Annotated in this window: 5 protein-coding genes; 1 reads left to right on the top strand and 4 read right to left on the bottom strand. The window is 55.7% G+C overall.

Features of this window, described 5'->3' with window-relative positions; genetic code table 11:
- Window positions 1-411: 411 nt before the first annotated feature.
- The 4 genes from hemG to pepQ are packed head-to-tail and all read right to left on the bottom strand — an operon-like array spanning window position 412 to window position 4,406.
- On the bottom strand, window positions 412-957 hold the full coding sequence (gene hemG / locus P346_RS00460) for a menaquinone-dependent protoporphyrinogen IX dehydrogenase (protein WP_032662851.1): 546 nt from the start codon (window positions 955-957) through the stop codon (window positions 412-414).
- A gap of 10 nt (window positions 958-967) precedes the next feature.
- Window positions 968-2,419 carry a Trk system potassium transporter TrkH gene (gene trkH, locus P346_RS00465; RefSeq protein WP_023309600.1) on the bottom strand — a complete coding sequence of 484 codons (1,452 nt, stop codon included), beginning with the start codon at window positions 2,417-2,419 and terminating at the stop codon, window positions 968-970.
- Between the two features lie 41 nt (window positions 2,420-2,460).
- The gene (locus P346_RS00470) at window positions 2,461-3,075 is read right to left on the bottom strand and encodes an IMPACT family protein (RefSeq protein ID WP_032662850.1); all 615 of its coding nucleotides are present in this window, start codon (window positions 3,073-3,075) and stop codon (window positions 2,461-2,463) included.
- Window positions 3,075-4,406 (bottom strand): Xaa-Pro dipeptidase, encoded by a 1,332-nt coding sequence (gene pepQ, locus P346_RS00475; RefSeq protein ID WP_032662849.1) that lies wholly within the window; start codon window positions 4,404-4,406, stop codon window positions 3,075-3,077. Before pepQ ends, P346_RS00470 begins: the two co-directional genes overlap by 1 nt.
- A 190-nt stretch (window positions 4,407-4,596) precedes the next feature.
- Here pepQ and fadB point away from each other — a divergent pair, with 190 nt between their 5' ends.
- Window positions 4,597-6,786: a fatty acid oxidation complex subunit alpha FadB gene (gene fadB, locus P346_RS00480; RefSeq protein WP_032662848.1), complete on the top strand. Its 2,190-nt coding sequence runs from the start codon at window positions 4,597-4,599 to the stop codon at window positions 6,784-6,786.

Genomic DNA, 6,786 nt, shown 5'->3' with positions numbered 1-6,786 from the left:
CATGTGTTAGGCCTGCCGCCAGCGTTCAATCTGAGCCATGATCAAACTCTTCAATTTAAGTTTGATGCTCGTGAATTAAACTTCGTAATGAATTACGTATGTTCACTCAGAGACTTGGTATTCATTTATTGTCCGAAGACATTAAGAATCCATGTCACTTTGAGTGCCCACACAGATTGTCTGATAAATTGTTAAAGAGCAGTGCCGCTTCGCTTTTCGCAGCGGCGCGGGGTGTGCATATTACGCTTTCCCGCTTCAGAGTCAAGCGTTTATTTTCGCTATTCTCTGCTGACCCGGCGGCGTGTGTGCCGTTGTTCCGTGTCAGTGGAGGCGCATTATAGGGAGTTATTCCGATGTGACAAGCACAAAATACAAAAAACTTTTCGTTCGCTCACTTTTCAAACTTAACGCTTATTTATGTCGCGAATCGCCCGTTAAATGTGCAATTTCCCGCGCAAAACTGGCCACCTGCGACCAGTCGGTATAAACCACTTCTTTACGCGTATCGGTTTCCCCCCCGGTCATCTTCATAATCAGGCGGATCATAAAGCGGTCATACCAGCGGTAGCGAGGGTAGCGCAGCGCGCCGGCAAAGACGGCGCACAGGTCTGGCTGCCACGGCGAGCCAAGCAAAAACTTGCGCGTGTAGCTGTTGGTCTGCGGCGTACGCTTCTCGGCTTTACGTGCGACAAGATTGACCGAGTAAAACGCACCGGGCAATTTGTTGAGCACCGCCGTGTGCTTTTTCACAAAGCGGTCCAGCGCCGGATGGAAATGTCCGTAACGAATGGACGCGCCAATTACCACGCGATCGTACTCCTGCCAGGCTATCTGCTCCGCACGGTTCAGGTTCACCACATCAGAGTAAATACCCAGCTCTTTTAATTCCGACGCCAGATAAGCGGCAATCTCACGCGTTTGCCCGTCTCGCGTAGAGAAAAGAATCAATGTTTTCATCAACGGCTCCTTACTCGCGCCAGAATGTAGGGGTGAACAGCACCAGCAGCGTAAAGACCTCAAGACGACCAAACAGCATATTGGCGATGAGGATCCATTTCGCGACCGGGTTCATACTGGCAAAGTTATCCGCCACAACGCCCAGGCCAGGCCCGAGGTTATTCAATGTTGCGACGACGGACGCAAAGGCGGAGAAATCATCCACCCCCGTCGCGATAATCGCCAGCATGCTGACGATAAAGACCAGCGCATACGCCGAGAAGAATCCCCACACCGCTTCGAGGATACGTTCCGGCAGCGCGCGGTTCCCCAGCTTAATGCTGTAAACCGCGTTCGGGTGGACCAGGCGCTTCAGCTCGCGGTTGCCCTGCTTAAACAGCAGCAGAATACGAATTACCTTCAGGCCACCGCCCGTAGAACCCGCACAGCCCCCGATAAATGCCGAGCATAACAGCAGCACCGGCAGGAACAGCGGCCAGCGCGCGATGCTGTCCGTGGTAAACCCGGCGGTCGTCGCCATCGATACCACCTGGAAGAACGCCTGGTTTAGCGTGGTCAGCGCGGAGTTGTAGACATCATGGAACCACAGCACCAGGGTACAGATGATCACCAGCGTCAGCTGGACGCCAATGAACATGCGGAACTCCGGGTCACGCCAGTACACTTTCAGGCTTCGACCGCTCAGTAAAGAGAAGTGCAGACCGTAGTTACAGCCTGAAATCAGCAGGAAAATGGCAATGATGGTATTAATGGTTGGGCTGTCGAAGTAGCCGACGCTGGCATCGTGGGTGGAGAACCCGCCGATAGCGATCGTCGCAAAGCTGTGTCCGATGGCGTCGAAAGCGGGCATCCCGGCGAACCATAGCGCCAGCGCACAGGCCACCGTCAGCAAGACATAGATAAGCCAGAGAGTTTTCGCCGTCTCGGCAATACGCGGGCGCATCTTATTATCTTTCAGCGGCCCGGGCATTTCGGCGCGATAGAGCTGCATGCCGCCAACGCCCAGAATAGGCAGAATAGCCACTGCCAGGACGATGATCCCCATCCCCCCGAACCACTGCAGCATCTGGCGATAAAAGAGAATGGCGTGCGGAAGTGAATCCAGCCCCACCAGCGTCGTCGCCCCGGTGGTCGTTAAACCGGAGAAGGATTCAAAAAAGGCATCCGTGATGCTCAGGTTAGGCTGTTCAGAGAAGATGAAGGGCAGCGAACCGACGCTCCCCAGCACCGTCCAGAACAGGACAACAATCAAAAAGCCTTCGCGAGATTTCAGCTCACCTTTCTGACGACGGTTTGGCCACCACAGCAGCGAGCCGATCGCCAGCGCGACAAAGAAGGTCTGGGTAAATGCCCGCCCCGCGCCGTCCCGGTAAATAAGCGCCACCAGTCCAGGGAGAATCATCGTCCCGGAAAAGAGTATGACCAGTAGTCCAACGATTCGGGTTATGGCACGAAAATGCATCTCTGCCGCTTCCTTTGGTATTCAAAAAAGTGAGGTGGGGATTATTCTTCAATCGGCAGCAATTGCAACGAACCACGACTAAAATCAGCCAGTTTTGCTGAAAAAGCAGCCAGCTCCGCCTGAGGAAGCGCCACGCGCAATTGCACCATTGCCTGGTAATCACTGTGCGCAATCACACCGTTAAACTGTTTGAGCAGCGTTTCAATGCCCGATAGCTGAGCGTAATCGCACAACAAAGTATATTCAGTGAGCGGCGTTTTGCGGATAGTTGAGAGCATATTCAATGCCTGCTGAACTCCGCCGCCATACGCTTTTACCAGCCCACCCGTGCCTAACAAAATACCACCGTAGTAGCGCACCACCACGGCGGTAATTTCCCCCACGCCGCTGCCCATCAGCTGTGAAAGCATGGGTTTACCGGCCGTGCCCGCCGGTTCACCATCGTCGGAAAACCCCAGCTGTTGTGAATCGTCGGGCGGCCCTGCCACCCACGCCACGCAGTGGTGACGCGCGTCAGGATGCTCAGCCCGGACGGATTCGACAAACGCCTTTGCCGCCTCTACGCCGTCGGTATGCGCCAGCAGCGTAATAAAGCGGCTTTTCTTGATTTCCTCAACAAAGGTGACCGGTTCAGCCGGTATCAGCCAGCTTTCCATCAGGCCAGCTTCAGGTCTCGCGTCATGTTCTCGATACCGTTTTCGTGAACCACAACGTTATCTTCGATGCGAATACCGCCAAACGGCTTCAGCGCGTCAATTTTTTCCCAGTTGAAGTGTTTGCTGAACTGGCCTTCACGCCACGGCGCCAGCAGGGATTCGATAAAGTAGATCCCCGGTTCAATCGTCAGCACCATACGCGGCTCCAGAATACGGGTGCAGCGCAGGTAAGGATATTTAGACGGTGCCGCCAGGTGCGTACCGGTATCATCCTGCATAAAGCCCGCAACGTCGTGAACCTGCAGGCCCAGCGGGTGCCCGATACCGTGCGGCATGAATGGCCCTGTCAGATCGTTCTCGACCATCGCCTCTTCGCTCATGTCTTTCACAATCTGATGCTTACGCAGCAGTTTTGCGATGCGCTGATGGAACTGGATGTGGTAATCCACATAGCTGGTTCCGGCCTTCATGGTGGCAATCAGCGCCAGCTGTTCATCGTTCACGTCTTTAATCAGCTGCGCGAAATCGGTATCCGCATTCGCCGCCCAGGTACGGGTCAGGTCGGCCGCGTAACCGTTGTACTCGGCGCCTGCGTCCAGCAGGAAGCTGCGCATTTCCGACGGAACATGGTGATCCAGTTTGGTGTAGTGAAGCACAGACGCGTGCTCGTTCAGCGCGACAATGTTGCTGTACGGCACGTCGGTATCACGGTGGCCCGTCGCGGTCAGATACGCCTGGTTGATATCGAACTCGCTCATGCCGGACTGGAACGCTTCGTGCGCCGCACGGTGACCGTTCACCGCCGTTTTTTGCGCTTCACGCATGCAGTAAAGTTCGTAGTCGGTTTTATACGCGCGGTAATAGTGCAGGTAATCCAGCACCCCTTTCGGATTGAGTTTGTCTGCCGGAATATCCAGACCCAGCGCACGCTCCGGAACAGGGCCAATGTAGCCGATGTTGCCACGCGCCGCAGGCAGCTGGCTGCCAATGCCGTCCGCTTTCGGCAGCGCAATCACGTCAATCTCTTCCGTCCAGAAAGAGGTCGGCAGCGGCTCTACGTTGTGCCAGTAATCGACCGGCAGGTAGAACCACAGTTTCGGCTTGTTCACGCCATCCACCAGCAGCCAGCAATTTGGAACCTGAGTCACCGGCACCCAGGCTTTAAACTGCGGGTTCACCTTAAACGGATAAGCGTGGTCATCCAGAAAGGTATTCATCAGCTCGCCGGAGTGGATCAGCAGCGCATCCAGCTTAAAGCGGGCCAGTACATCGCGGGTACGTTCCTGTAGGGTAACGATATGATTTTTATAAAGCGAAGCCAGTGAGTCCATCATTCTTCCTTTCGTTTTTTTGACCTCAAGTCATCGCATCTTAGCACACCTCACTCCGGCTGCGTGATTTCCACCGACCGTGATCAATGCAGCATTTTCTTAATGAGTAATTTGCATTTTATTAACATAAATCCCACACTCCGATTCATCTGGTATGACCAGATCCAATTGCTGGATTCAGGAGACTGACATGCTCTACAAAGGCGACACCCTGTACCTCAACTGGCTGGAAGATGGCATTGCCGAACTGGTGTTCGATGCCCCCGGCTCAGTGAACAAGCTTGATACCGCGACGGTGGCCAGTCTTGGCCAGGCGCTAGATGTTCTTGAAAAACAACCTGAATTAAAAGGGCTGCTGCTGCGTTCGAACAAAGCGGCCTTTATTGTCGGTGCCGATATCACCGAGTTTCTTTCGCTGTTCCTGGTCCCGGAAGAACAGCTGAGCCAGTGGCTGCACTTTGCCAACAGCGTCTTTAATCGTCTGGAAGATCTGCCTGTCCCGACCCTTTCCGCCGTTAACGGCTATGCGCTGGGCGGCGGCTGCGAGTGCGTGCTGGCGACCGACTACCGTCTTGCGACGCCGGACCTGCGCATCGGCCTGCCGGAAACCAAGCTGGGCATTATGCCGGGCTTTGGCGGCTCCGTGCGTATGCCGCGCATGCTGGGTGCCGACAGCGCCCTGGAGATCATTGCCGCAGGTAAAGATGTCGGCGCCGAACAGGCGCAGAAAATCGGCCTGGTCGACGGCGTCGTGAAGCCAGAGAAACTGGTTGAAGGCGCACTCGCCATTCTGCGTCAGGCCATTAACGGCGATCTCGACTGGAAAGCCAAACGCCAGCCGAAGCTGGAGCCGTTAAAACTCAGCAAGATTGAAGCCACCATGAGCTTTACCATCGCCAAAGGCATGGTGATGCAGACGGCGGGTAAACACTACCCGGCGCCGATCACGGCGGTAAAAACCATTGAAGCGGCTGCTCGTCTCGGACGCGATGAAGCGCTGAAGCTCGAAAATCAGAGCTTTGTCCCGCTGGCGCACACCAACGAAGCCCGCGCGCTGGTCGGTATCTTCCTCAACGATCAGTTCGTGAAGGGTAAAGCCAAACAGCTGACTAAAAACGTTGAGACGCCAAAACATGCGGCGGTACTCGGCGCCGGCATTATGGGTGGCGGCATCGCTTACCAGTCGGCCTGGAAAGGCGTGCCGGTAGTGATGAAAGACATCAGCGAGAAATCCCTGACGCTGGGCATGACCGAAGCGGCCAAGCTGCTGAATAAACAGCTGGAGCGCGGAAAAATTGACGGGCTGAAGCTTGCAGGCGTGATCTCCACCATTCAGCCCGTGCTGGAATACAGCGGTTTCGACCGTGTCGACGTGGTGGTCGAAGCCGTCGTCGAGAATCCGAAAGTCAAAAAAGCGGTGCTGGCGGAAACGGAAGACAGGGTTCGTCCTGAGACCGTGCTGGCCTCTAACACCTCCACCATTCCAATCAGCGAACTGGCGAGCGTGCTGAAGCGTCCGGAAAACTTCTGCGGGATGCACTTCTTCAACCCGGTACACCGTATGCCGCTGGTCGAAGTGATCCGTGGGGAAAAAACCTCTGACGAAACCATCGCTAAAGTGGTGGCGTGGGCAAGCAAGATGGGCAAAACGCCGATCGTTGTTAACGACTGCCCGGGCTTCTTCGTCAACCGCGTGCTGTTCCCTTACTTCGCCGGTTTCAGCCAGCTGCTGCGCGACGGTGCGGACTTCCGCAAAATCGACAAAGTGATGGAAAAACAGTTCGGCTGGCCGATGGGCCCGGCGTATCTGCTGGACGTGGTCGGCATTGATACCGCCCACCACGCTCAGGCGGTGATGGCGGCAGGCTTCCCGCAGCGTATGCAGAAAGATTATCGCGACGCCATTGACGCGCTGTTTGACGCTAACCGCTTCGGCCAGAAAAACGGCCTGGGCTTCTGGCGCTATAAAGAAGACAGCAAAGGTAAACCGAAGAAAGAAGAAGATGCCGCGGTGGATGGCCTGCTGGCTGAAGTCAGTCAGCCAAAACGCGACTTCTCCGACGATGAAATCATCGCCCGGATGATGATCCCGATGGTCAACGAAGTGGTGCGTTGCCTCGAAGAAGGCATCATCGCCAGCCCGGCAGAAGCCGATATGGCGCTGGTATACGGCCTGGGCTTCCCTCCGTTCCACGGCGGCGCGTTCCGCTGGCTGGACACGCTCGGCAGCGCCCGCTATCTCGATATGGCTCAGCAGTATCAGCACCTCGGCCCGCTTTATGAGGTGCCGGAAGGGCTGCGTAACAAAGCGCGCCATAACGAACCCTACTATCCAGCAGTTGAGCCAGCCCGTCCGGTTGGCGAGCTGAAAACGGCTTAA

The organism is Enterobacter sp. DC1 (genome assembly GCF_000568075.1).
Lineage (GTDB): Bacteria > Pseudomonadota > Gammaproteobacteria > Enterobacterales > Enterobacteriaceae > Enterobacter > Enterobacter asburiae.
This window is presented reverse-complemented; position numbering and strand designations above follow the sequence as displayed.